At 71.5% G+C, this 21,606-nt stretch carries 20 protein-coding genes; 11 read left to right on the forward strand and 9 right to left on the reverse strand.

The features are described 5' to 3' along the window. Positions 1-3 precede the first annotated feature (3 nt). Entirely contained in the window at positions 4-915 is a 912-nt protein-coding gene (locus AC1DQF_RS03630) for a hypothetical protein (RefSeq protein ID WP_477523847.1), read from the forward strand. Positions 916-981: 66 nt separating this feature from the next. Here AC1DQF_RS03630 and AC1DQF_RS03635 read toward each other — a convergent pair whose 3' ends face one another. From AC1DQF_RS03635 to AC1DQF_RS03645, 3 genes are all read right to left on the reverse strand, one after another. Beyond that, positions 982-2,367: a dicarboxylate/amino acid:cation symporter gene (locus tag AC1DQF_RS03635; RefSeq protein ID WP_477523848.1), complete on the reverse strand. Its 1,386-nt coding sequence runs from the start codon at positions 2,365-2,367 to the stop codon at positions 982-984. A 172-nt stretch (positions 2,368-2,539) separates the two neighbouring features. Continuing rightward, entirely contained in the window at positions 2,540-3,682 is a 1,143-nt protein-coding gene (gene rlmC / locus AC1DQF_RS03640; RefSeq protein ID WP_477523849.1) for a 23S rRNA (uracil(747)-C(5))-methyltransferase RlmC, read from the reverse strand. A 14-nt stretch (positions 3,683-3,696) separates the two neighbouring features. Beyond that, positions 3,697-5,106, reverse strand: a complete 1,410-nt coding sequence (locus tag AC1DQF_RS03645) for an aminopeptidase P family protein (RefSeq protein ID WP_477523850.1) — start codon at positions 5,104-5,106, stop codon at positions 3,697-3,699. 50 nt (positions 5,107-5,156) lie between these two features. On the opposite strand from AC1DQF_RS03645, the gene AC1DQF_RS03650 reads away from it, so the two are divergent. From AC1DQF_RS03650 to ettA, 5 genes are all read left to right on the forward strand, one after another. Next, complete coding sequence (locus tag AC1DQF_RS03650; RefSeq protein WP_477523851.1) at positions 5,157-6,275, forward strand: PrsW family intramembrane metalloprotease; 1,119 nt, start codon at positions 5,157-5,159, stop codon at positions 6,273-6,275. After that, the gene (locus AC1DQF_RS03655) at positions 6,272-8,065 is read left to right on the forward strand and encodes an ABC transporter (RefSeq protein WP_477523852.1); all 1,794 of its coding nucleotides are present in this window, start codon (positions 6,272-6,274) and stop codon (positions 8,063-8,065) included. Before AC1DQF_RS03650 ends, AC1DQF_RS03655 begins: the two co-directional genes overlap by 4 nt. Positions 8,066-8,105: 40 nt before the next feature. Continuing rightward, complete coding sequence (locus AC1DQF_RS03660) at positions 8,106-9,761, forward strand: GTPase (RefSeq protein WP_477523853.1); 1,656 nt, start codon at positions 8,106-8,108, stop codon at positions 9,759-9,761. 148 nt (positions 9,762-9,909) lie between these two features. Beyond that, positions 9,910-10,383 (forward strand): single-stranded DNA-binding protein, encoded by a 474-nt coding sequence (locus AC1DQF_RS03665; RefSeq protein ID WP_477523854.1) that lies wholly within the window; start codon positions 9,910-9,912, stop codon positions 10,381-10,383. A 103-nt stretch (positions 10,384-10,486) separates the two neighbouring features. Beyond that, positions 10,487-12,169, forward strand: a complete 1,683-nt coding sequence (gene ettA, locus AC1DQF_RS03670) for an energy-dependent translational throttle protein EttA (RefSeq protein WP_477523855.1) — start codon at positions 10,487-10,489, stop codon at positions 12,167-12,169. 95 nt (positions 12,170-12,264) lie between these two features. On the opposite strand, the gene AC1DQF_RS03675 is transcribed toward ettA, so the two are convergent. The 3 genes from AC1DQF_RS03675 to AC1DQF_RS03685 form a co-directional block, all read right to left on the reverse strand. Then, on the reverse strand, positions 12,265-12,774 hold the full coding sequence (locus AC1DQF_RS03675; RefSeq protein ID WP_477523856.1) for a MarR family winged helix-turn-helix transcriptional regulator: 510 nt from the start codon (positions 12,772-12,774) through the stop codon (positions 12,265-12,267). 104 nt (positions 12,775-12,878) lie between these two features. Continuing rightward, the gene (locus AC1DQF_RS03680) at positions 12,879-14,096 is read right to left on the reverse strand and encodes an acetyl-CoA C-acetyltransferase (protein ID WP_477523857.1); all 1,218 of its coding nucleotides are present in this window, start codon (positions 14,094-14,096) and stop codon (positions 12,879-12,881) included. A 92-nt stretch (positions 14,097-14,188) separates the two neighbouring features. Further along, positions 14,189-14,779, reverse strand: a complete 591-nt coding sequence (locus AC1DQF_RS03685) for a TetR/AcrR family transcriptional regulator (protein ID WP_477523858.1) — start codon at positions 14,777-14,779, stop codon at positions 14,189-14,191. A 108-nt stretch (positions 14,780-14,887) separates the two neighbouring features. Between AC1DQF_RS03685 and AC1DQF_RS03690 the strand changes: the two genes are divergently transcribed. Both AC1DQF_RS03690 and AC1DQF_RS03695 read left to right on the forward strand, forming a co-directional pair. Further along, entirely contained in the window at positions 14,888-15,070 is a 183-nt protein-coding gene (locus AC1DQF_RS03690; protein WP_477523859.1) for a hypothetical protein, read from the forward strand. A gap of 68 nt (positions 15,071-15,138) precedes the next feature. Then, entirely contained in the window at positions 15,139-15,999 is an 861-nt protein-coding gene (locus AC1DQF_RS03695) for an acyl-CoA thioesterase (protein WP_477523860.1), read from the forward strand. A gap of 21 nt (positions 16,000-16,020) precedes the next feature. Here the strand turns inward: AC1DQF_RS03695 and AC1DQF_RS03700 are convergent, their stop codons facing one another. Then, complete coding sequence (locus AC1DQF_RS03700; RefSeq protein WP_477523861.1) at positions 16,021-16,395, reverse strand: globin; 375 nt, start codon at positions 16,393-16,395, stop codon at positions 16,021-16,023. Positions 16,396-16,499: 104 nt separating this feature from the next. Between AC1DQF_RS03700 and AC1DQF_RS03705 the strand changes: the two genes are divergently transcribed. After that, positions 16,500-16,925, forward strand: a complete 426-nt coding sequence (locus AC1DQF_RS03705; protein ID WP_477523862.1) for an OsmC family protein — start codon at positions 16,500-16,502, stop codon at positions 16,923-16,925. Between the two features lie 41 nt (positions 16,926-16,966). Here AC1DQF_RS03705 and AC1DQF_RS03710 read toward each other — a convergent pair whose 3' ends face one another. Beyond that, complete coding sequence (locus tag AC1DQF_RS03710; RefSeq protein WP_477523863.1) at positions 16,967-17,992, reverse strand: mechanosensitive ion channel family protein; 1,026 nt, start codon at positions 17,990-17,992, stop codon at positions 16,967-16,969. Positions 17,993-18,095: 103 nt separating this feature from the next. On the opposite strand from AC1DQF_RS03710, the gene AC1DQF_RS03715 reads away from it, so the two are divergent. Next, positions 18,096-18,476, forward strand: coding sequence for a hypothetical protein (locus AC1DQF_RS03715; protein ID WP_477523864.1), 381 nt, complete (start codon positions 18,096-18,098; stop codon positions 18,474-18,476). Further along, positions 18,463-18,861, forward strand: a complete 399-nt coding sequence (locus tag AC1DQF_RS03720; protein WP_477523865.1) for a DUF5130 family protein — start codon at positions 18,463-18,465, stop codon at positions 18,859-18,861. The genes AC1DQF_RS03715 and AC1DQF_RS03720 overlap by 14 nt, the downstream gene beginning before the upstream one ends. Positions 18,862-19,036: 175 nt before the next feature. Here the strand turns inward: AC1DQF_RS03720 and pepN are convergent, their stop codons facing one another. Then, entirely contained in the window at positions 19,037-21,580 is a 2,544-nt protein-coding gene (gene pepN, locus AC1DQF_RS03725; RefSeq protein WP_477523866.1) for an aminopeptidase N, read from the reverse strand. Positions 21,581-21,606 lie beyond the last annotated feature (26 nt).

A 21,606-nucleotide genomic window follows, 5' to 3' on the forward strand; every position in this document is an offset into this window, starting at 1 on the left:
CCCATGACGACGTACGCCGGGGGGACCGGAGCGCTGCCGGTGGGGATGACGCCTGGAGAGCCGCAGGGTCGCGGTGCCGTGTTCTGGATCCGCACGGTCGCGGCCGCTGGGATCGGGATCGCTGCTGCCGGACTGCTCACGCTCGCGGGGGTCCTGGCTGTCTTCGCCCTGGTGGTGGTGTCCCCCGAGCAGCCGGGCCGGTCCCTGTCGACGCTGCTGTCGGTGCCCGAGGTGCGCCACGACGCGGCCGAGTCCCTGGTCGCCGACGTCGAGGAGTCGCGCGGCACCGACTTCGAGCCCGCCACCCGGAGCATCCTCGTGGAGGCCGCCGACGAGGCGCTCGGGGACCCGGCCGTGCTGGAGTCGCTCGCCTCGGTGCAGATCGTCGACGGCCGACTGGACCCCACGGAGTACGTCGAGTCGATCGCCGGTGAGCTCGGCGCCCGGGCCCGCGCCACGGACGACGCGGAGGCGCGGCGGGTGCTGTCCACCTTCGCCGAGGAGCTGCCCGCCGTCGCCGCCGAGTCCGACCTGGGCGGCGAGGGCGACGGCGACGCGGCCGACGCCCTGGACTTCGCGTCCGGCCTCGGCACGGTGCGCCAGTACGGCCTCGTGGCTGCGGCGGTCGTGGCCGGGGTCGGCCTCGTGGCTCTGCTCGTCGCCGTGGCCATCGCCGTACACCGCGGCCTGACGGCGGTGGTCGTCGTGTCCTCGGCCCTGGTCGCGACCGCCCTCGTGCTGGCGCCGGGCGAGTGGCTGCTGGCGCGGGGCGACGGGGTCGGCGGCGCGCTCGCCCGGGTCGTGGCCGCGGCCGGGGAGCTCGCCGGCGGCGGTCTGGTGTGGTCGCTGCTGCTCGCGTCCCTGGTGCCGCCGGCGCTGTGGTGGGCGATCCGCAGCACCCGTCGTACGGGCTGAGGCGAGGGCTGACGCAGCACGGCCCGCCCCGCAGACGCGGGACGGGCCGTGAGGGAGGCGGAGGGCTCAGGCGGGGACGAGCACCTCGTCCGGAGCGTCCTCGCGCCACGCCCGACCTGTACGGCGAGCGTTGTAGGCCTCGAGGTCGAGGATCCCCTCGCGCTTGGCCACGATCRTCGGCACCAGCGCCTGGCCGGCCACGTTGGTGGCGGTGCGGCCCATGTCGAGGATCGGGTCGATGGCCAGCAGCAGGCCCACGCCCTCGAGCGGGAGGCCCAGGGTGGAGAGGGTCAGCGTGAGCATGACGGTGGCGCCGGTGACACCCGCGGTCGCGGCCGAGCCGATGACCGACACGAACGCGATCAGGACGTAGTCGGTGACCGACAGGTCCAGGCCGAAGAACTGCGCCACGAAGATCGCCGAGATCGCCGGGTAGATCGAGGCGCAGCCGTCCATCTTGGTCGTCGCCCCGAGGGGCACGGCGAAGGACGCGTAGGACCGCGGGACGCCGAGGTTGCGCTCGGCGACCGACTGGGTGACCGGCATGGTGCCCACCGAAGAGCGGGACACGAACGCCAGCGAGATCGCGGGCCACGCGCCGGAGAAGAACTGCTTGACCGACAGTCCGTTGAGGCGCAGCAGTGTCGGGTAGACGCCGAGCAGCACCAGGGCCAGGCCGAGGTAGATGGCCACGGTGAAGGTGCCGAGCGACCCGAGCGCGTCCCAGCCGTAGGTGGCGACCGCGGTCCCGAGCAGGCCGACGGTGGCGATCGGGGCGAGCAGGATGACCCACCACAGCACCTTCTGGACCACGGTCAGCGCGGAGCGTACGACGCCCAGGAACGGGTCGGCGTCCGCACCGACCTTGAGGGTCGCGATGCCCACGGCGATGGCCACGACGAGGATCTGCAGCACGTTGAAGGACAGGCCGACCGACCCGTCGTCGCCCGCGCTGCCCTCGAGGCCGAGCACGTTGGCGGGCACGAGGCCGGTGAGGAAGTCGAGCCAGGAGCCGGTGGTGGACGGCGCCGACGCGGCGTCGGCGGAGACGCTGGCGTGGTCGCCGGGCTGGAGCACGAGGCCGAGCGTCATGCCGATGGCCACGGCGATGAGCGCGGTGATGGCGAACCACGCGAGCGTCTTCCACGCCAGGCGGGCGGCGCCGGTCACGTCGCGCAGGTTGGCGATGGACGCGACGATCGCGAGGAAGACCAGGGGCGGCACGATCGTGCGCAGGAGGGTGACGAAGACGCCGCCCACGGTGGTGAGGGTCTCGGTCAACCAGTTGGGGTCGGCCACGCCGGCGGCGTCGACCGAGTCGGGGCCCATGGCGCGAGCCACCAGGCCGAGGACGACACCCAGCGCGAGTCCGATCAGGACCTGGACGCCGAAGGACGGGAGACGGAGGCGCAGGCGGCGGGTGGGCCGCTGCGCGGTTGATGCGGTAGTCATACTGAAGAGAGAGCCTTTCGAGGACGCGAGTGTGCTGACGGGGTCAGCGACGACAGCGCGAGCTCTGCGTGCGCAGCAGGTCCACGAACAACCGGCGCGTCAGCATCTCGCCCGGGCTGTGGGGTGGGGGGACCAGTACGGGCACACCCAGTCCAACGAACCGGGTGGAGTGCTATTCCTGACTGGCGCCGATGTGGCCGAGGCCACGTCGATCGCGTGCCAAGAGCACGATCACCTCGTAGTGGGTGGTCTGCGGGAACATGTCGAGCACCCGTGCCTCGACCGCTCGCAGTGAGGGCATCAGGGCCAGGTCCCGGGCCAGTGACTCGGCGTGGCACGACGAGTAGATGACGTACGACGCCTCGCCGGCCTCCAGCCAGCGCGCGAGGTCCTCACCGATCCCGCGCCGCGGCGGGTTGACGACGACGAGGTCCGGCGCGGCCGGCTGGGCCAGCGCCCACGCCGTCGCGTCCGCGGCCAGGAACTCGACGCCCGCGGGCGCGGTCGCCTGTGCGGCGGCCACCGCCTCGGCGGACACCTCCACGCCGGTGACGGCTCGCCCCGGTCCGGCCACCGCCAGCGCGAAGCCGCCGACGCCGCAGTAGAGGTCCCACGCGGTCCGGACGCCGGGCAGTCCGGCCACCCAGTCCCGGGCCTGGGAGTAGAGGGAGGCGGCGACGAGGGTGTTGGTCTGGAAGAAGCCCCGGGGTCTCAACGCCAGGTCGAGGCCCTCGAGGCGCATCGGGAGCGTCGCGTCCGGGGTCAGCACGATCTCGCGCTCGCCCTCCAGGACGGCCGCGTGCGAGGGCTGCACGTTGAGGGAGGCGACCCGGAGCGTCGGGAGCGCCTCYAGCAGCCACGGCAGGTGCTTGCGGATCCTGGTCTCGTCGGCGGTGGAGCGCACCACGAGGCGCAGCATCAGCTCACCCTCGGGCGACTCGGTGAGCAGCACGTGCTTGAGCTCCCCGCGACGCGTCGTGACGTCGTACGGCGTGAGGTCGGCGCGGGTGATGAACGCGGCGACGACCTCCAGCGCGGCCGTCAGCCCGGGGGAGTGGAGTCCGCAGTCGCGCAGGTCGACGCCGGTGCGGGTGCGGTCCAGGATGCCCAGGGTCGGCGCGGCCGACGTACCGCCGACCGCCATCTTGGCCTTGTTGCGGAACCCGGCGTCGGGTCCGGCGACCGTGGGCAGCCAGACCGGCGAGGGCACGAGCGAGCGCGCGTGTGCCTCCTTGTCGGAGAGCTGCTGGGCGCGCGGCACCTCCAGCAACGTGCACGAACGACAGCGGTGGGCGTCGTAGTGGTGGCAGTCCACGCCGGGCAGGCTCCTCAGCCGCGCAGCCGGCCCATCCACTCCTCGACCTCCGCCGAGGTGCGGGGGAGCGCGGCAGAGAGGTTCTGCGAGCCGTCGGCGGTCACGAGGATGTCGTCCTCGATGCGGATCCCGATGCCGCGCAGCTCCTCGGGGACGAGGAGGTCGTCCTCCTGGAAGTACAGCCCCGGCTCGACGGTCAGCACCATGCCCTCGGTCAGGTCGCCCTTGGGGTAGATGTCGACGGAGGAGCGGCCGCAGTCGTGCACGTCCATGCCGAGCATGTGCGAGGTGCCGTGCAGGGTCCAGCGCGCGTAGACCTTCGACTCGGGGTCGAGGGCCTCCTGCGCCGAGACCGGAAGCAGGCCGAGGTCGGCCAGGCCGTGGGCCAGGATCTCCATCGCCGCGTTGTGGGCGGCCAGGAACGGCGCGCCCGGCCGGACGGCGTCGATGCCGGCCTGCTGGGCGGCGTGCACGAGGTCGTAGAGGTCGCGCTGCACCGGCGTGAAGCGGCCGTCGACGGGCAGCGTCCGCGTCACGTCGGCGGTGTAGAGGTTGCGGCCCTCCACGCCCATGTCGAGGAGCACGAGCTCGCCCGGGGTGATCGGGCCGGTGTTGTCGATCCAGTGCAGCGTCGTGGCGTGCGCGCCGCCGCCGACGATGGAGTCGTAGCCGATGTCGTTGCCCATGGTGCGGGCACGGCGGAAGAAGGTGCCCTCGATCCAGCGCTCGCCGTGCTCGAGGACGCGGTCCCACTCGCGCACCGAGTCCTCGAAGCCGAGGGTGGTGATGTCGCAGGCCTCCCGCAGCTCGGCGACCTCCCACTCGTCCTTGACCAGTCGCAGCTCGTCGGCCACGCGGGCCAGGTCCTCGTCGGAGTGGAGAATTCGCGTCTTGCGGCCCTCGTTCGTCTCAGGGTCGAAGGACGGCAGGTCCTGCACGTGGCGGACCTCGATGCCGAGCGAGTCGGAGATCTCGCGGGCCGAGGGGCGGCGACCGGCCCACAGCTCGCCGTACTGGCGGTCGCGGAAGAACTCGTCGCTGTCGCGCTCGGAGCGCGGTCGCGCGTAGAGGACCGCCTCCCCGTCGTCGATCACCAGCACCGCGTCGGAGGTCTGGTTGCCGGAGAAGTAGGTGTGCGCGGTGTCCGGACGGAACCGGTAGTCGGTGTCGTTGGCCCGCACCTTGAAGGTGCCGGCCGGCAGTACGAGGCGCTCGCCCGGGAAGGCGGCGGCCAAGGCCTCGCGGCGGCGTGCGGCGTGCTCGGTGATCGGGTGCCGCGGGACGTCGAGCTCGCGCTCGCCCCACCCGGTGCGCATGAAGGCGGCGTACGCCGCGGGCACGGCCGGGTCGTGCGACTCGGTGGCCAGCGGCGCACCGGTCTCGGAGGTGGCGACGTCGGGCTCGGTGGGCTGCTCCTCGTTCACGCGGTCACTGTACGCCGGGGCGACGGAGGTGCTCAGTTAGGCTTCCGCGCATGCCGAGACGCCGTCGCGACAGCGTTGCCTTCACCGTCGTCGTGACGGGGTTGGTGCTGCTCGGCGCCCTCGTGATGGCCCTGGTCATCGCCCTGTCGGGTGCCCCCGGGTCCCTGGCCCTGGCCGCGCTGCTGGCGGCTCTCCCGGTGGGGCCGCTGGTCGGGTGCTTCATGTGGCTCGACCGCTACGAGCCCGAGCCACGCTCCCTGCTGGTGGCCGGCCTGCTGTGGGGAGCCTTCGTGGCGACCGCAGCGGCGCTGACCTTCCAGGGCATCGGCATCGCCGGTGGCGCGAGCGACAGCGAGAGCCTGTCCGTCCTGGCGCCGGTTACCGAGGAGCTGACCAAGGGAGCCTTCCTCGTGCTGCTCCTGTGGTGGCGCCGCCACGAGCTCGACGGCGTCCTGGACGGCATCGTCTACGCGGGCATGGTCGGCATCGGCTTCGCCTTCACCGAGAACATCCTCTACCTCGCGGCGGCGTACGACGGCACCGACGGCCTCGGGCCGGGTGGCACCGACGCCCTGACCGGCACGTTCATCCTGCGTTGCATCGTGAGCCCCTTCGCGCACCCCTTCTTCACCGCCTTCATCGGCGTCGGGGTCGGCCTGGCCGTGACGTCGCGCAGGATGTCCAGGCGAGTGCTGCTGCCGGTCCTCGGCTACGTCGCGGCCGTGCTCGCGCACAGCCTGTGGAACACCGCCACCCTGTCGGGCACCGACAACTTCCTGGTGCTCTACGGCACCCTGATGCTTCCGGCCTTCCTGGGGTTCGTCGCGTTCGCGCTCTACCGGCGCCGCTCCGAGCGCGGGATGATGCGTGCCGCCCTCGAGGACGCCGCCGACCGCGGACTCATCCCCGCCACCGACATCCCCTGGCTGGTCGACCTGCGGGCCCGCCGCCACGCCCGTGCGTTCGCCCGTAGGGGTGGGGGAGCCCACGGTGAACGCGCCATGCGCGAGTACCAGGCCGCCGCGATAGAGCTCGCCTACCTCCATCACCGCTATCTTCGCGGGACGGCACCACGCGACTTCGCCGAGCGGGGGCACGACTACCTGCAGCAGCTCAACGCCGTACGCCCCTACATTGCCTTCCCCGGACAGGTGGTACCCACCCGATGACCGAGCTCCAGTCCCGACAGGAGAGCGCCGACAGCACGAAGATGCTGACCGCTCTCGTGCGGCTGCGCGGCGCGCTGCAGGAGGTCCGGCTGCCGCTGGAGCTGCCGTCGGCCCCCGACCAGCGGGTGGCGCAGGGGGAGATGGTCGACCAGCTCGAGGACTACGTCATCCCGCGCCTGATGACGATCGACGCGCCCCTGCTCACCGTCGTCGGCGGTTCCACCGGTGCCGGCAAGTCCACGCTGGTCAACTCGCTCGTCGGCACCCGGGTCACCCAGCCCGGCGTGCTGCGCCCGACGACACGGTCGCCGGTCCTGGTGCACAACCCGGCCGACGCACAGTGGTTCGGCCAGGACCGCCTGCTGCCCGAGCTCGAACGGGTCTCGCGCAGCACCAACGACCCCGAGGCGCTCCAGCTCGTGTCATCCGAGACGGTGCCGGCCGGCCTGGCCATCCTCGACGCCCCCGACATCGACTCGGTGGAGGAGCGCAACCGCACGCTGGCCGCCCAGCTGCTCGCCGCCGCCGACCTGTGGCTCTTCGTCACCTCGGCCGCGCGGTACGCCGACCAGGTGCCCTGGGAGTTCCTGCGCAAGGCCGCGGAGCGATCGGCCGCCGTCGCGATCGTGCTCGACCGCACCCCGCCCGAGGCCGTCGAGACGGTGTCGACGCACCTCGCCCGGATGCTCGCCTCCCGCGGTCTCAAGGACTCGCCGCTCTTCACCGTCACCGAGGGCGGGGTGACCGAGGACGGGCTGCTGCCCCGTGAGTCGGTCGCCGACATCCGCGCCTGGCTGGACTCCCTGGCGGCCGACTCCGAGGCCCGTTCCGCCGTGGTCCGCCAGACCCTGGAGGGCGCGATCCGCACCCTGTCGCGTCGTACGCACTCGGTCGCCGATGCCGCGACCGAGCAGGTCGACGCCGTACGCCGCCTGCGCGAGGACGTGAACCGGTCCTACGACCAGGCCGTCGAGGCGGTCTCCGAGGCGTCGGCCGACGGCACGCTGCTGCGCGGCGAGGTGCTCGCCCGCTGGCAGGAGTTCGTCGGCACCGGGGAGCTGCTCAAGTCGCTGGAGACCCGGGTCGGGTGGCTGCGCGACCGCGTGGTCAACGCGGTCAAGGGCAAGCCCCAGCAGGCCGAGCGCGTGACCGTGGCCGTGGAGTCGGGCCTCGAGACCCTGATCCTCGAGCACGCCGAGGCCGCAGCCGAGCGGTCCGAGGCCTCGTGGCAGTCCACCGCTGCCGGGCAGATCCTTCTGTCGCAGGGCGGCGAGGACCTCGGCCGGGCGTCGCGCGACTTCCGTCGTCGCGCGGAGCGTGCGGTCCGCGACTGGCAGTCCGACGTGCTCGACATGGTGCGCACCGAGGGCGCCGACAAGCGCTCGACCGCCCGCTTCCTGGCCTTCGGTGTCAACGGTCTCTCGGTCGCGCTGATGGTCGTCGTCTTCGCGCACACCGCCGGGGTCACCGGCGCCGAGGCCGGGATCGCCGGCGGCTCGGCGGTGCTCGGGCAGAAGCTCCTCGAGGCCGTCTTCGGCGACCAGGCCGTGCGGTCGCTGGCCGACCGGGCCCGGCGCGACCTCGAGGTCAAGGTGAGCGACCTGCTGGAGGGGGAGCGCCGACGCTACCTCGAGCTCCTCGACGGCCTGGAGATCTCCCCGGAGACCCCCGAGAAGCTGCGCACGGCGGCACGTCGCGTCGATGACCTGCGCTTCGCCGCGAGCACGGCGGGGACGCCGCAGGTCACCCCGGAGGGTGCGGAGGCGGCTGCGCCGACCCCGGACGCTTAGGGTGGGACCCCGATCCAACCTGCAGTCGACGAGGGAGAACATGTCGTCCTTGCTCGAGGGGGCCAAGAAGCGCCTCTCCCGGAGTTCTGACATCGGTGCACGCGTGCAGGGCCTCGAGCAGGCCGTGGACGGCGCGCGCGGACGCGTCGACGACGCGATCCTCGACGACGCGCAGGGTGTCGTCGACCGGGCCTCCAGTCGCCTCAAGCTGTCCGCCGAGCACACCGTGGTCGCCCTGGCCGGGGCGACTGGCTCCGGCAAGTCGTCCACCTTCAACGCGCTGACCGAGCTCGAGCTGTCGGCCGTCGGGGTCCGGCGGCCCACGACCTCGTGGGCGACCGCCTGCGTGTGGGGCCGCGACGGTGCCGAGGAGCTGCTCGAGTGGCTCGGAATCCCGGCACGCCACCAGGTCACCCGTGACTCCATGCTCTCCCCGGGCCGCGAGGACCCCCAGCTGCAGGGCGTCGTCCTGCTCGACCTGCCCGACCACGACTCCACCGAGGTCTCCCACCACCTCGAGGTGGACCGGCTGGTCAAGCTGGCCGACATGCTGGTGTGGGTCCTCGATCCGCAGAAGTACGCCGACGCCGCCATCCACGACCGCTACCTCGCGCCCCTCAACGCGCACCGCGACGTGATGATGGTCGTTCTCAACCACATCGACACCGTGCCCGAGGACCGCCGCGAGGGCATGCTCGCGGACGTACGCCGCCTGCTCGAGGCCGACGGCCTGGCCGGGGTGCCGGTGGTCGGCGTCAGTGCCCGCCACGGCATCGGGATCCCCGACCTCCGGGCGGCCATCGCCGCGAAGGTGGCGGAGAAGAAGGCCACCCGCGCCCGCCTCTCCGCCGACATCCGCAGCGCCGCCGAGCGCGTCCAGGAGGCGTCGGGGACGGCCAAGAGCCGATCCCTGTCCGCCGAGCGGGTCGCGGCGCTCGACGACGCCTTCGCCGACGCCGCCGGCGTGCCGACCGTGGTCCGGGCCGTGGAGACGTCCACCCGGATGCGGGCCAACCGGGCCACCGGCTGGCCGGTCGTCGCCTGGTTCTCCAAGCTCAAGCCGGACCCCCTCAAGCGGCTCCACCTCGACCTCGGCTCCGCGGGCAAGGAGCTCACCGGTTCCGCGCGCACCTCGGTGCCCCAGGCCACCGGCGTCCAGCGGGCCCGGGTCGACACCGAGGTCCGTGCGCTGGCCGACCAGGTCACGGAGGGCATGGCCCCGGCGTGGACGAGCGCGATCCGCCGGGCGTCGGTCTCGCGGCTGCCCGACCTCGGCGACCGGCTGGACAAGGCCGTCGCCTCGACCGACCTCGGGGCGGACCGGATCCCCGCTTGGGCCGGCCTGGTCCGGCTGTTGCAGTGGGCGCTGATCCTCGTCGCGGTCGCCGGCTTCGTGTGGCTGGGCGCGCTCTTCGGGGCGGCCTACCTCGGCTTCGACGGGGGCTCCACCCCCGAGTGGGGCGGCATCCCGATCCCCACGGTCATGCTGCTCGGCGGGATCGCCGTCGGGGTGTTTCTGGCGCTGGTCTGCCGGCTGCTCGTCTCCCTCACGGCCAGGAAGCGCGCCCGCGCGGCCGACAAGCGGCTGCGCGACGGCATCTCGGGGGTCTCCCAGGAGATCGTCGTGGAGCCGATCCGGGCCGAGCTCGCGTCCTACACGACGGTGAGCGAGGGCCTGGCCGCCGCGCTGACGTAGCACCGTCGCGGGCCGTTGGGTCTCCACAGCCACCCGGCGACCCCGTCCCCTCCACAGGGAGCGGGCGTCGTACGACGTGGTGTCGGTGCGGTTGCGCAGCCTTGGGTCCACGGGGGCGGACGTGCCGCCCCACCCGAGGAGGCATGAGATGAACGAGACCTACGTGACCCTGAACGGCCGGGTCGGCAGCGAGGTGCAGCTCCAGGACGCCGGCGGCCAGGCGCTCGCGACCTTCCGCGTGGCCAGCACGCCGCGGCGACGCAAGGACGGCGAGTGGGGCGACGGGGACACGACGTGGTTCAAGGTCAAGGCGTGGCGGCGGCTGGCCGGTCACGTCAAGGAGTCGCTGCGCGTGGGCGACCCGGTGCTGATCACCGGGCGGCTCGAGGCCGACGTGTGGGTGCGTGAGGACGGCACCTCGGGCACCCAGCTCGTCGTGACCGCGACCTCCGTGGGCCACGACCTGGCCCGAGGCACCTCGCTCTACACCAAGGCGACCGCCCAGGACGACCGGGTCGCGGGCAGCGACCCGTGGGACCCCGCATCGGCACCGACGTCGGGGGACACGTCGGGGGAGGCCGTCGAGGTCGTCCCGGACGAGGAGCCGGCCGAGGCCGCCTGAGCGAGGCTCACGACCGGGGGCACGACCCGGGCACCATCCGGCCGGTGCTGCCCGGGCGTCCTCGGTTGTCCAGCGGGGTGCCGTGACCCGTAGGCTCGGGGCCATGGCTGAATACGTCTTCACCTTGCGCAACGTGCGCAAGGCCCACGGTGACAAGGTCGTCCTCGACAACGTCACCCTCTCGTTCCTGCACGGCGCCAAGATCGGGGTCGTCGGCCCCAACGGCACCGGCAAGTCGTCGCTGTTCAAGATCATGGCCGGGCTCGACAGGGCCAACAACGGCGACGCGATCATCGACCCCGGCGCGACGGTGGGGATGCTCCAGCAGGAGCCCCCACTGACCGAGGGCAAGACCGTCCTGGAGAACGTCGAGGAGGCCGTCCACGAGATCAAGGGCAAGCTCGACCGCTACAACGAGATCTCCGAGATGATGGCCGACCCCGACGCGGACTTCGACACCCTGCTGGCCGAGATGGGCGACCTCCAGACCGACCTCGACCACGCCAGCGCCTGGGACCTCGACAGCCGTCTCGACCAGGCCATGGACGCCCTGCGCTGCCCGCCGCCCGAGGCCCTCGTCGACAACCTCTCCGGTGGTGAGCGCCGCCGCGTCGCCCTGTGCAAGCTGCTGCTCCAGCAGCCCGACCTGCTGCTCCTCGACGAGCCCACCAACCACCTCGACGCTGAGTCGGTGCAGTGGCTGGAGGGTCACCTCAAGGACTACCCGGGCGCCGTCCTGGCCATCACCCACGACCGCTACTTCCTCGACAACGTCGCGGAGTGGATCCTCGAGCTCGACCGGGGCAAGACGCACCCCTACGAGGGCAACTACTCGACGTACCTCGAGACCAAGAAGGAACGCCTCAAGATCGAGGGTCAGAAGGACGTCAAGCGCGCCAAGATGCTCGAGAAGGAGCTCGAGTGGGTGCGCTCCAACGCCAAGGCCCGCCAGACCAAGTCCAAGTCGCGGCTGGCCCGCTACGAGGAGATGGCCAACGAGGCCGACAAGGCCCGCAAGATCGACACCGCCGACATCAACATCCCGCCGGGCCCGCGGCTCGGTGACGTGGTGCTCGAGGGCCGTCACCTGGTGAAGGGCTTCGAGGGCCGCACGCTGTGGAACGACATCTCCTTCACGCTGCCCCGTGCCGGCATCGTCGGCATCGTCGGTCCCAACGGTGTCGGCAAGACCACGCTGTTCCGGATGATCACGGGTGATGAGAAGCCCGACAGCGGCGAGCTCGTGGTCGGGCAGACGGTCAAGCTCTCCTACGTCGACCAGAGCCGCGGCGGCATCGACCCCACGAAGAACGTGTGGGAGGTCGTCTCCGACGGGCTCGACTTCATCAAGGTCGCCAACTTCGAGATGAACTCGCGGGCGTACGTCGCCTCGTTCGGCTTCAAGGGCCCCGACCAGCAGAAGAAGGCCGGTGTCCTCTCCGGTGGTGAGCGCAACCGTCTCAACCTCGCGCTGACGCTCAAGCAGGGCGGCAACGTGCTGCTGCTCGACGAGCCCACCAACGACCTGGACGTCGAGACGCTCTCCGCGCTCGAGGACGCCCTGCTCGACTACCCGGGCTGTGCCGTGGTCACCTCGCACGACCGGTGGTTCCTGGACCGCGTCGCCACCCACATCCTGGCGTGGGAGGGCGACGACGAGGACCCCGCCAAGTGGTTCTGGTTCGAGGGCAACTTCGCCTCCTACGAGGAGAACAAGATCGAGCGCCTCGGCGTCGAGGCCGCCCGTCCGCACCGGGTGACGCACCGCCGCCTGACGCGCGACTGACGCACCCGCAAGACCCAGGACGAGCACGTACGACGGCCCGGCACGCATCGCGTGCCGGGCCGTCCTCGTGCGGTGCCCCCAGGTGACCGGGTGGGTCAGGAGCCGGCGGCGCCGTGGCGCAGGTCCATCTCCGGGTGCGCGCTGATGAGGTGGTCGGTGACTGCGTCCATCGCGCGGCCCACGGCCGCGAAGTCCGTGCCGTCGACGCGGTCGACGAGGTGGGCGCGGACGCCCTCGACGTGGCGGGGGGCCGCTTCCACCAGCAGCTCGTAGCCCTTGTCGGTCATCGTCGCGACGATGCCGCGGCCGTCCTCGGGGGTGCTGCCACGGACGACGTACCCGGCCCGCTGCATGCGGTCGACCGTGTGGGTCACCCGGCTGCGGGAGTGGGCCAGGGCGTCGGCGAGCTGGGCCATCCGCAGGGACCGCCCGGGACGCTCCGAGAGCCGGACGAGGATCTCGTACTCGGTGAGCGAGATGTTGAACTCCCGCCGGAGGTCGTCGTCGAGGCGGTCCATGAGGAGGGTCGTGCCGACCACGAGGGCGCGCCACGAGCGCTGCTGGTCCTCGTCGAGCCACTGGGGCTCGTGGGCTACGGGGGACATGGTGGCGTTCTCCTTGTGCGGTGTCGGGGGACGGGACCGTGCCCGTCGGCCTCGACCCTAACCATGGCGGTCCGGCCGTGCAGCCGAACCGCCCGGGGCGGGCCTCAGCCGATGCGCTCGAGGATCAGCGCCATGCCCTGGCCGCCGCCGAYGCACATGGTGATCAGACCGGTGGTCTTGTCGTGCCAGTCCAGCGAGTTGATCATCGTGTTCTGGAGGCGGGCGCCGGTCATGCCGAAGGGGTGGCCGACCGCGATTGCGCCGCCGTTGACGTTGAGGCGGTCGATGTCGATGCCCAGGTCCTGGTAGGACGGCACCACCTGGGCGGCGAACGCCTCGTTGATCTCGACGAGGTCGATGTCGCCGATGCTCATGTTGGCGTGCGCCAGCGCGCGCCTGGTCGCCTCGACGGGGCCGAGGCCCATGATCTCGGGGGACAGGCCGGAGACGCCGGTGGAGACGATCCGCGCGAGCGGGGTGAGTCCGAGCTCGGCGGCCTTGGTGTCGGACATGACGACCACCGCGGCGGCGCCGTCGTTGAGGGCGCAGCAGTTGCCGGCGGTGACCACGCCGTCCGGGCGGAAGACCGGCTTGAGGTCCTTGATCGCGTCGTAGGTGACGCCGGCCCGCGGACCGTCGTCGGTGGACACGACGGTGCCGTCGGGGGTGGTGACGGGAGTGATCTCGCGGGCCCAGAAGCCGTCGTTGATGGCCTTCTCGGCGAGGTTCTGCGACCGCACGCCGAACTCGTCGAGCTCCTGGCGCGACAGGCCGCGCATGCGGGCGACGTTCTCGGCCGTCTGGCCCATGGCGATGTAGGCGTCGGGGAGCTGGCCGTCCTCGCGGGGGTCGTGCCAGTCCACGCCACCCTCGGCGGTCTTCGCGGTGCGCGTCTGGGCGTCGCCGAAGAGGGGGTTGACGGTGTGGGGGATGTGGTCGGAGGTGCCCTTGGAGAACCGGGACACCGTCTCGACGCCGGCGGAGATGAAGATGTCGCCCTCGCCGGCCTTGATGGCGTGGAAGGCCATCCGGGTGGTCTGCACCGAGGAGGCGCAGTAGCGGGTGATGGTCGCGCCGGGGACGTCGTCCATGCCGTTGAGGACGTTGACGACCCGGCCCATGTTGTTGCCGCTCTCGCCACCGGGCAGGCCGCAGCCGAGGTAGAGGTCGTCGACCGTGTGCGGGTCGAGGTCGGGGATCTTGTCCAGCGCGGCCCGCACGATCAGGGCGCTCAGGTCGTCGGGCCGGAAGTCCACCAGGGACCCCTTGTTGGCGCGGCCGATGGGGGAACGCGCTACGGAAACGATCACTGCCTCAGGCATGGGAACTCCGGATCTCGGGGACGGTCGGGTGTCGCGTGGCTCACCCTAGACGGGCTCGCACACAGGTGGAACACGTTCTCGTGTGGTCTGGGTCATGCGGGAGCCGGTGGCTCGACCAGCGACCCGAGGAGCAGCTCCAGGCTCGAGCGCAGGAACGCCGGCCGCTGTCCGGCGGGGCGCTGCAGGGCGGCGAGGAGCACCCCGTCCAGGGCCGCCACGATGGTGGCGGCGTGGGTGGCGTCGTCGGGGCGACCGCCGGCCCCGAGCGTGCGTCGTACGAGCTCGACGAGCTGTGCGCGCCAGGAGGTCATCGCCACCGCCAGCTCGTCGTCGCGGGTCGCGGCGAGGGTGAGCTCGAGACGGGCCAGCACCAGCTCGGGGTGGGAGAGCCAGCGGCGGAAGAGCGCCCCGGTCTCGAGGACCGCTTGGGCCACGCTGTGGTCGCCGGCGGCCAGGGTGTCGGACAGGTCGGCGACGTCCTGGACCAGCCGGTCCGAGACGTGCTCGGCCACGGCCTGCTGGAGCGCGGCACGGCTGCGGAAGTAGGCCGACGAGCTGCCCTCGGGCAGTCCGGCCTGCCGGTCGATGCCCCGGTGGGTCAGCCCCTTCAGTCCGTGACCCGCCAGCACCACGACGGCGGCGTCGAGGATCTCGCGGCGACGGGGGGACTGCGGTGCGGGCAACGGACCTCCTGGGGTGAGCGACGACACTACCGCCGCATTTGTGGACCCGGCGGGGGCGGCGTAGTCTCTACAAATGTAGAGATTCTACAGATGTAGAAAGGACTTGCCATGACCTTCCAGATGCTTCCGAACATCGCCCCCTTCGTCACCGCGTTCTTCGTCGTCGCCGCCGTGGCCCTGGTCGCCGTCGTCGCCGTCGCCACCGACTTCTTCGTGGTCAACCACCGCGTGCGCCTCGCCCGCTCCGAGTCGATCGGCACCTACTACGGCCAGCTGCACTTCGCGCACTGATCGATCCCCACTGATCCAGCGGGCGGCGCCACGCGCCACGCGGCGCCGGACTCTGCGACCATCGAGTCGTGCGCCATCGCTACGAGTGCCCCCTCCGCTGGGCCGACCTCGACCTCCTGGGCCATGTCAACAACGTGGTGTACGTCGACTACCTGCAGGAGGCGCGGGTCGACATGCTGCGCCTCCACGCCCCTGACGCGCGGGCCGACGACCTGGCCGAGGGCGTCGTGGTGGTGCGCCACGAGGTCGCGTACCTCGCTCCGCTGACCTTCCGCTTCCGACCGGTCAGCATCGAGTGCTGGGTCACCGAGGTCCGCGCGGCCAGCTTCACGATGGCCTACGAGATCTTCGACGAGGACGCGGACGGCGTCCGCACGACGTACGTCCGGGCCAGCACCGTCCTGACGCCGTACGTCTTCGCCATCGAGCGCCCTCGACGCCTCACACCCGAGGAGAAGGGCGTGCTCGCGCCCTTCCTCGAGGAGGGCGGTCCCGGGAGCCCGCGGCTGCGCCCGGTGCAGTCCTGGGAGCCGGGCCACTTCCCCCTCCACGTGCGCTTCTCCGATGTCGACGTCTACGGGCACGTCAACAACGTGAAGTACTTCGAGTACCTCCAGGAGTCGCGCATCCCGCTGATGCGCGACCTCGTCGAGCACATGCCCGGTGCCGGCGAGACCCGGGTCGTGGTCGCCCAGACCGACGTCGACTACAAGGTTCCGATCCTCTTCCGTCCGGAGCCGTACGACGTGTGGTCGCGGGTCACCCACGTCGGGACGCGGTCCTTCACCATCGAGTCCGAGATCCGCGACGGAGACCTGGTGCTCTCCCGGGCGCGGGTGGTGCTGGTCTGCTTCGACCCGGTCACCGGACGCTCGGTCGACCCCGGTCCCGAGCACCGCGCGGCGATGCTGGCCGCGCTGGAGGCCTGAGCGCCCGGTCGACGGCCGGCCTCACTCCAGGGTGTTGACCATGAACTGGGCCGCGTGGGTGACGTAGTCCCAGAACCGGGCGTCCTGCTCGGGCGGCAGCGACGCCTTGTCGAGCCCGGCGCGGAAGTGCACCAACCAGCGCTCGGCCGCGAGCGGGGTCACCGCGAAGGGCGCGTGCCGCATCCGCAGCCGGGGGTGCCCGCGCGTGTCCGAGTAGGTCGTCGGCCCGCCCCAGTACTGGACCAGGAACAGCGCGAAGCGCTCCTCGGCGGGAGCGAGGTCCTCCTCCGGGTAGAGCGGGCGAAGCACCTCGTCCTGCGCCACGCCCTCGTAGAAGGTGTGCACGATCTGGCGGATCGTCTCCTCGCCGCCGATCTCGTCGTAGAAGGTGCTCACCGGGCCATTGTGCCGAGCGGAGGGTGAGACGGCCGCATCGGGAGACGTGGGTGGGCGTGGAAGACTCCGGAGGAACCGTGTCCCCGACGCAACAGGAGCTCAGCATGCCCACGACCCGCACTGCGACCACTCACTGGGAGGGCACCCTCTTCGAGGGCGCCGGCAAGGTCACCCTGGAGTCCTCCGGGATCGGCACGTACGACGTGTCGTGGCCCTCCCGCGCCGAGGAGGCCAACGGCAAGACCAGCCCCGAGGAGCTCATCGCGGCCGCCCACTCGTCCTGCTTCTCGATGGCCTTCTCCAACGGCCTGGCCAAGAACGACACGCCGGCGACCGCGCTCGACACCCAGGCCGCCGTCGACTTCACCCCCGGCACCGGCATCACCGGCATCAAGATCACGGTCCGCGGTGTCGTCGAGGGCCTCGACAACGAGACCTTCGTGAAGCTCGCCGAGGAGGCCAAGGCCGGCTGCCCGGTCTCCCAGGCGCTCTCGGCCGTCCCGATCACGCTGGACGCCGCACTCTCCTGACCCGGACGGCAGGGTCCGGGACCCGTCCGGGCTGGGCACGCCTAGCCCTGGGGTTCCGGACCCGCGTCGCTCCCCGCGTGCGTGGCGGCGGCGGGAGCACTTTCCTGCCACATGACGCGCTGCGCCACGGCGAGGTTGATCCCCTCGTGCTCGAAGCGGGCCTTGATGCGTGCCCGCATCTCCCGCGCCACGCCCCACTGCTCCAGCGGTGCGGTCTTGAGCGTGACCCGGACGACGATCCCGTCGACGCCGAGCGACTCGACGCCCCACACCTCCGGCTCCTCGATCACCAGGCCGCGGAAGTCCTCGTCGTCCCACAGGTCGTGGGCGACCTCCTGCAGGACCCGCCGGACCTGCACCAGGTCCTCGGTGTACCCGACGGTGACGTCCAGCACGGTGCGCGCCCAGTTCTGGCTCATGTTGCCGACACGGAGGATCTCGCCGTTGCGGACGTACCAGACCGTGCCGTTGACGTCGCGCAGGCGCGTGACGCGCAGGCTGACCGCCTCCACGGTGCCGGAGGCCTCGCCGAGGTCGACGACGTCCCCGACGCCGTACTGGTCCTCGAAGATCATGAAGATGCCGGACAGGAAGTCCGAGACGAGGCTCTGGGCGCCGAAGCCGAGCGCGAGGCCCAGGATCCCGGCGCTGGCGATGATGGGCGCGATGTTGACGCCGATCTCGCTCAGCATCATCGTCACGACGATCGCCAGGATGATCCCGGTGACGATGCTCTTGAGCAGTGTCCCCATCGTCTGGGCGCGCTGCACCCGCCGCGTGGCTCCGGCGGCCTCGTGGAGGTTGAGGGCCGTGCCCACCTTTCCGCCGGTGACCGCGCGGCTCACCCGGGTGGGGAGCATCCCGGTCTCGGCCCGCTTGACGAGACGGTCGATGACCCGGTGCATGACCCACCGGACGATCAGCCCCACCAGGGCCAGGCCGAGCAGGGCGAGGGGCTTGCCGACCACCCAGTCGGCGATGTTCGCCGCGACCGTGCTGTCGGTCTCGGAGTAGACGAAGTTGCAGATGGATGCGTCGTCGGCGCAGGGTCCGTTGAGCGAGAGCATCGGGCCAGTATGGCGATCTGAGCGGCCAACCCAAGTCCCCGCGACGGTGTGTGACCGATCCGACGGGAGGACGGCGACGAGCGCGGGAGCAGGAGCCGATATCGTGTCCCTCGTGATCACGTCCGAGCCCTCGTCCAGCCTCTCCGTCCGTCGGCGTTCGCGCCGCGTGGCCCGCGCCGCGGCGGTCTCCGCAGGTCTGGCCGTGATGGCTCTCGCGGCTCCGGCGAGCGCGGACGTCCCCGAGGGCTGGAGCGACCCCGAGCAGGTCGACACGCTGCACGCCCTGATGATCCTCGCCGGCATCCCGATGCTCCTGTTCGTGGGCATCGTGGTCCTCACCTACCTCCCGGCGATCATCCGCGGCGAGAAGATCGCGCCGGGCGCGGCCGACGACCAGTGGTTCGGTGGCCCCCGCCAGGGCGCCAAGGAGCTCGAGGCCGGCGCCACCACCGACGAGACGGGTGGAGCCCGTGGCCGCTGGTGACAGTCGCTCCCGCGAGCTGAGCTCGCGGGAGARCGCCGAGATCGACCGGTCCATCCGAGCCGCCGAGGCGCTGTGCCGCTTCGAGTTCTCGGTCTTCATCGGCGCGGTCGAGGGAGACTCGCGCGCCTACGCCCAGCGCCTGCACGCCAGCCTGGTGGCGCCGAGCCGCAGCCTGATGCTGCTGGTCGACCCGACGGCTCGCGTCATCGAGGTCGTCACCGGCACCGAGGTGCGCCGCCACCTCACCGACCCCGAGGTCGAGCTGGCCGTGCTGCAGCTGGAGTCGGACTTCGCGGCCGGCGACTTCGTGGGTGGACTCACGCGCGCCATCGCGATGCTCGCCGAGCACGCACGCCCGCAGAACACCCTGCACGCCGGCAGCTGACCGGCGTACCGTCGCCCGACTCGCGGGCAGCGGTGAGCCACCCACATTCCCGCCGCTGATCTCGAGGCTGGATCACCGCCACCTCGGCGCGTCCCCCCGACATGCCGACAGGGCGGTCACTCACCCACGTTCCCCGTCCGGGAAATGTGGCTGAGTCACCGCCCTGTCGGATGGGTCAGCGGGCGTCGCGCTCCTGCGCGGCCAGGGCCCGGGCGATGTCGGCACGTGCCTCGCCGACGTAGCGCACGGCACCCGTGGGGGCGTCGGGCGACGCGGCGAGCCACTCGTCGAGGCGGGCCACGACCTCGGGGGAGCCGACGGCCAGCGGGAAGCCGTACTCGAGCACGACCGAGGCCTTGTGGAAGCCCAGCCTGTCGATGACCGTGTGGGCCGCGTCGAGGAACTCCTCCACGTACGGCGCAACGACCTCGTCCTGGTCGGACCGGAAGATGGAGAAGACCATCTCCCGCGAGGTCTCGTTGGCCGTGGCCGGGTCGAGGATCGCCGACCAGCCGGCGGCCTTCGCGTCGGCGGTGGGCTGGGCGACCCGGGCGGCGGCGGCCTTCTCCTTGCCGGAGATGGTGTTGTCGCGCCCGAGCTCGGCGTCGATCTCGGCCTCGCCGATGCGCCCGCCGCGGGCCAGCGCGGTGATGAGCTCCCAGCGGAAGTCCTGGTCGACCGCCATGCCCTCGACGGTGAACGAACCGTCGAGCAGGCCCTGGAGGTCGTCGTACGCCGCGTCGCTGCGGGCGGCCGCGGCGTAGGCCCGGGCGAAGGTCAGCTGGTGGTCGCTGCCGCTCTCGGCGTCGAGGAACAGGCCGCGCAGGCCCTGCTCCCACTCGGCCTTGAGGGCGTCCCTGTGCGCGGGGGCCGAGTAGCGGTTGACCGCCATCGCGGCCATCGAGGGGATCCGCGTGACGCCCCACGAGTCGGTCTCCGAGCCGATGTTGGCCAGCACGAGGCGGACCCAGTCGGAGGCCGCCATCTCGGCGTCGCGGGTCATGTCCCAGGCCGCACCCCAGACCAGGGCTCGGGCCAGCGAGTCCTCGACGCGGGAGAGGCCGTCGATGACCGTGGCCAGCGAGCGCTCGTCGAGGCGGATCTTGGCGTAGGCGTGGTCCTCGTCGTTGAGCAGGAGCAGCGCCGGCTGGGCGGTGCCGACGAGCGCGGCCACGTCGGTGGTCGCACCCTCGACGTCCACCTCGAGGTACTGGCGCCGGACGAGGGCTCCGTCGACGTCGTCGTACAGGCCGATGCCGAGGCGGTGGCGGCGCAGCGTCGGCCAGTCCGGGTGGGCGGTCTGGGTGACGGAGAAGGACGTGTAGCTGCCGTCGGCGTCGAGCTCGAAGGCCGGGGCGAGGGTGTTGACGCCCGCCGTCTGCAGCCACTCCTGCGCCCACGACGTGAGCTCGCGGCCCGAGGACTTCTCCAGCGCGGCCAGCAGGTCGGAGAACTCGGTGTTGCCGAAGGCGTGGTCCTTGAAGTACTGCCGGATGCCGGCCACGAACGCGTCCAGGCCGACCCACGCGACGAGCTGCTTGAGCACCGAGGCGCCCTTGGCGTAGGTGATCATGTCGAAGTTGACCTCGACGGCGTGCAGGTCGACGTTGTCGGCCGCGATCGGGTGCGTCGAGGGCAGCTGGTCGGCGCGGTAGCCGGTCTGCTTGCGGGCGTTGGCGAAGCCGGTCCACGCGTCGGTGTACTCGGTGGCCTCGGCCTCGCACCAGTAGCAGGCCCACTCGGCGAAGGACTCGTTGAGCCAGAGGTCGTCCCACCACTTCATGGTGACGAGGTCGCCGAACCACATGTGGGCCATCTCGTGGGTGATGACGGAGGCGCGGAACTCGAAGAACGAGCGGGACTGGCGCGAGCGCGGGAGGTACTCGTCGCGCAGGGTCACGCAGCCGGCGTTCTCCATCGCGCCCATGTTGTACTCCGGCACGTAGAGCTGGTCGTACTTGTGGAACGGGTAGGGGAAGTCGAACTTCTCCTCGAAGAACTCGAAGCTCTGCTTGGTGAGCTCGACGAGCACGTCGGTGTCCATGTACTCCACCAGCGACTGGCGGCAGTAGTGACCGAGCGGGATCTTGCCGAACTTGCCCTCGTACATGTCGAGCACCTCGTGGTACTCGCCGGCGACGATCGCGGTGATGTACGTCGACATCCGCTCGGTCGCGGGGAAGCTCCAGACGGCGGTGCCGTCACCCTGCGCCGTCGGCGCGGGGGTCGGGGCGTTCGAGACGACCTTCCAGGCCTCGGGCGCGGTCACGGTGAACGTGAAGGTGGACTTGAGGTCGGGCTGCTCGAAGGTGGTGAACACGCGGCGCGCGTCCGGCACCTCGAACTGGCTGTAGAGGTAGACCCGGTCGTCGGCGGGGTCCACGAACCGGTGCAGGCCCTCGCCGGTGTTGGAGTAGGTGCAGTCGGCGCGCACGACGAGCGTGTTGGTGGCTTGGAGGTCGTCGAGCTGGATGCGGCTGTCGGCGTACGCCGTCGCGGGGTCCAGCGAGCGACCGTTGAGGGTGATCTCGTGCACGGTCGCGTCGACGAGGTCGGCGAAGGTCGCGCTCCCCGGCTCCCGGCAGGTGAACTCCAGGGTGGTGGTGGAGCCGAAGGTCGTCTCATGGGTGGTGAGATCGAGGTCGACGGCGTACGACGTGATGTCCAGGAGGGCGGCGCGGGTGGCGGCCTCGTCCCGGGTGAGGTTGGTTCCAGGCATGTCGGTCATCCAACCACTCGCCGCCA

It is taken from the genome of Nocardioides sp. P4_G4 (assembly GCF_056401085.1).

Bases quoted from the DNA above. Each gene is read 5' to 3' on its own strand.
- AC1DQF_RS03655 (WP_477523852.1), top strand. From the start codon at position 6,272: ATGACCGAGCTCCAGTCCCGACAGGAGAGCGCCGACAGCACGAAGATG.
- AC1DQF_RS03630 (WP_477523847.1), top strand. From the start codon at position 4: ATGACGACGTACGCCGGGGGGACCGGAGCGCTGCCGGTGGGGATGACG.
- AC1DQF_RS03705 (WP_477523862.1), top strand. From the start codon at position 16,500: ATGCCCACGACCCGCACTGCGACCACTCACTGGGAGGGCACCCTCTTC.
- AC1DQF_RS03650 (WP_477523851.1), top strand. From the start codon at position 5,157: ATGCCGAGACGCCGTCGCGACAGCGTTGCCTTCACCGTCGTCGTGACG.
- AC1DQF_RS03690 (WP_477523859.1), top strand. From the start codon at position 14,888: ATGACCTTCCAGATGCTTCCGAACATCGCCCCCTTCGTCACCGCGTTC.
- pepN (WP_477523866.1), bottom strand. From the start codon at position 21,580: ATGCCTGGAACCAACCTCACCCGGGACGAGGCCGCCACCCGCGCCGCC.
- AC1DQF_RS03710 (WP_477523863.1), bottom strand. From the start codon at position 17,992: ATGCTCTCGCTCAACGGACCCTGCGCCGACGACGCATCCATCTGCAAC.
- AC1DQF_RS03675 (WP_477523856.1), bottom strand. From the start codon at position 12,774: ATGTCCCCCGTAGCCCACGAGCCCCAGTGGCTCGACGAGGACCAGCAG.
- AC1DQF_RS03660 (WP_477523853.1), top strand. From the start codon at position 8,106: ATGTCGTCCTTGCTCGAGGGGGCCAAGAAGCGCCTCTCCCGGAGTTCT.
- AC1DQF_RS03665 (WP_477523854.1), top strand. From the start codon at position 9,910: ATGAACGAGACCTACGTGACCCTGAACGGCCGGGTCGGCAGCGAGGTG.
- ettA (WP_477523855.1), top strand. From the start codon at position 10,487: ATGGCTGAATACGTCTTCACCTTGCGCAACGTGCGCAAGGCCCACGGT.